Source organism: Hadarchaeum sp. (SeqCode), assembly GCF_049969415.1.
Taxonomy (GTDB): domain Archaea; phylum Hadarchaeota; class Hadarchaeia; order Hadarchaeales; family Hadarchaeaceae; genus Hadarchaeum.
The window spans coordinates 1-2,765 of record NZ_JBMFOX010000077.1 but is presented as its reverse complement, the minus strand read 5'-3'; the positions used below and the strand labels follow the sequence as shown (position 1 = coordinate 2,765).

Annotated in this window: 2 protein-coding genes; both read left to right on the top strand. The window is 49.5% G+C overall.

Going from position 1 to position 2,765, the window contains the following annotated elements; translation table 11 throughout:
* Window positions 1-839: hypothetical protein (locus ACP5PX_RS07765; RefSeq protein ID WP_428085387.1), on the top strand; the 839-nt coding region annotated here is incomplete at its 5' end.
* The coding region (locus tag ACP5PX_RS07760; protein WP_428085386.1) for an ATP-binding protein at window positions 832-2,765 on the top strand (1,934 nt) is incomplete at its 3' end. The genes ACP5PX_RS07765 and ACP5PX_RS07760, both read left to right, overlap by 8 nt.

The following is a 2,765-nucleotide window of genomic DNA, read 5'->3' as shown; positions in this document are numbered from 1 at the left end:
CTGCTTCTCCAGACTTTAAGGAGTTGCCAGATCCGTTAGAGTTCCCCGTAAAGGGCTTTCGCCTCTTTTCTGAAAATGAGAATGAGTTTACTCAGCGAGTAAAAGCTGAGGTGGACGAACTCTTTTCTACGGAGGAGATCTTCAAATGTTTTGCTGAGGCAACAGGGATCGGCCCAGAGGACCTCGGCACGCATTATTGCAAAAGTGTTCCCTCCCTCGTGCGGATCCTCCGTGACGTTGCGGAATGGGCATATCTGGTGTATTTAGCGCGAAAATACAAAGAATTTCACGTGCTCCTTGTGAAGGACGGTCGTCTTGCCCAGGTGGGCGTTGAGGAATCGTTTCGTATAAAGCTCCTACAGTTCTTTAAATCGCAAAGAACCCCCCTTGTTGGCGTGGTGAAGGCCAACAAGCTAATGGGCGAAAAGCTGGCTGTGCGGATCGTCCTCAAGTGGCTTGAACCCTATGACGTTCCGATTGCAATTCGCGTGCCGGATGAACTTATGGATTACGTCTATACCACCTCTCGTCAGTGGGACCCCGAACGAGAGAGGAGCCTGGTTCTCGGCCGCCGACATTTGCTCCGCTTTCGCAAGAAGGAGTTCCAGCCCCTTGAATCGGCCATCGCCTTTGATGTACCCGAGTACTTGGCGCAGGATAAAAAGACCCTTAGCCAGGTGATCGCAACCTTATGGGGTCATCGTTCGGCCCTGTACGGGGGAAGTTTGGGATCCCTCGTGGAAGCCCATGAGCGGGCTTCTGTGGGGGATCTAGCCGTCAGCCGTTTGGAATGGGAACTTTGGAACTGGGTCGAAAAGGAGGTGTTTCGCGATGGCTAAGAGCATTGGGTTTGTAAAAGACATCAGGCGCTCCGACGGTCAGGTGTTTGTCACCGTAGCTTTGGTTCACGAAGAAGTGGAGCAAGAAGCTCCTCTGCTCGGAGAGCTTGTGCGAGTCAAGTCTGGGCGAAAAGACCGCAAGGGAAGGACTATTGAATATTTGGGCATGGTGGTTAATGCCCGGTACTCCCCTATCGCGCACACGGAGTACGCTCGCGACCTGGCCTTAACCCGTTTAAACGAGGAGAGCTTGGATCGAACGGCTAAAGAACAGATCAACTTTATGGAATTTGACATCGCCTTGCTTGGCCTTTTCGATAGGGAACAAATTAAGAAGCTTAATCCCGGAGTGCGCTTTATGCCGTCCCTCGTGGGGGCAGAAGTGCTGCGCCTCGATGAGAAAGAAGCCGGAGATTTACTGGCCTTGCAATTTGGGACCCATTCAGGGGAAGAAAAACCACCGGTAGTGTTTGGGCATTTGGCGTACGGCACAGATCCTGAGGGTGAGCGACAGGGGGCGTTAAAGTACGTCAGTGCCAGCTTGTTTCAATCGAATCGCACTGCGAATTTCGGTAAGACAGGGACAGGAAAAAGCAATGAAAACAAAATCATCATCACATTGTTGGCGCACTACTACCCAGAAACTGCTTTCCTCATCTTCGATGCGAATGGGGAGTATGCGGTTAGCGGAGCGGCTGAGACAGAAATGGGATTAGCTGAAGCCTTCAAGCAGCTTGACATCCTGGGCCGGTTGGTTCTTTTCAGCAATAAGCAGTTCCCGGATGAATTCTTAAAAAGATTTGAGGGCTACTTACAGGTTAGACCGGCAAAAGTGAACTTCTACCAGTATCCTGAGATCGCAATTGCTTTGGTCTATCGTCGTTCTCAAGAGACGGACCCTAAGCCTCCTCAATATCTAGAGGAGGCATACAACAGCGTGGATGAATGGAAAACAACACCAAATCGCCAGGCTTATCTTTTTGGGGCTTTTCGCGCCCTTGGCTTCCAGCCTCCTGCTGGCTTTTCCGTTAAATATAGCAATCAGACTTACTATTTGGACAACAATGACCAATGGAATGAGTTAAGGGAGAAACTTGACGCTGGTGCTGGTGGAGATGGAAGTTCCCGCAAGTTGTATTTATATAGGAGCCGCCTAGCTTTCCTAAAGCCTCTACATACCCATGAAGTGGGGCAAGATATTTTCGCTGCAGTCAAGAAAGAGCTACTTACGAATCGGAAAATTGTGGTTTTGGATATGCCCTCCCTAGGCGATTTAGCTGAATTTATCGCCAACCGGTTGGCCGCCAATCTTTTCGAGGAGGCACTAGAGCTGAACAACCAGGGTCAAAAGGCAAACTTCGTCATCCTAATTGAAGAAGCGCACCGCTATCTTGCTGATAAAACGAATGCTTTCTATAAGATTGCCAAGGAGGGTAGAAAGTTTGGGATTGGCATGATCTATTCCACGCAATCCCCTCGAGACGTACCCGATGAAATCCTATCTCAAACGGAGAACTTCCTAGTGAAGCATGTCTCTAGCGCAGAAGATATCAAATGCCTTGTTAAATCAAAGGCGCCTTTTGAGTCTGTTAAGGACTTTTTACTGTTTGAACCGGCAGTAGGTTTCACCTATTTCTATTCTGATCAGGGTCAACCGTTCCCGGTGTCCCTTAAAGTTCGCCTCTTTAGCAAGGTGGTGGCTGAGCTAAGACTGAAAAAGGCGGGGAAGGAACTGCAAGGACTTTCTGATGAAGAACGAGCGGAGCTAGAGAAATTCGTCCCTCAACTTTTGGATGCAACGACAGGGATTTACACGGCCAGGCTGAAAGAGGTGGTAGGGAAAATAGGAAGTCCTGGCATTCAACCTTTTATCAACGCATTGCGGGAGCTCGGATTAAGCCAAGTGCTGAAGGACCTGGGTATGTC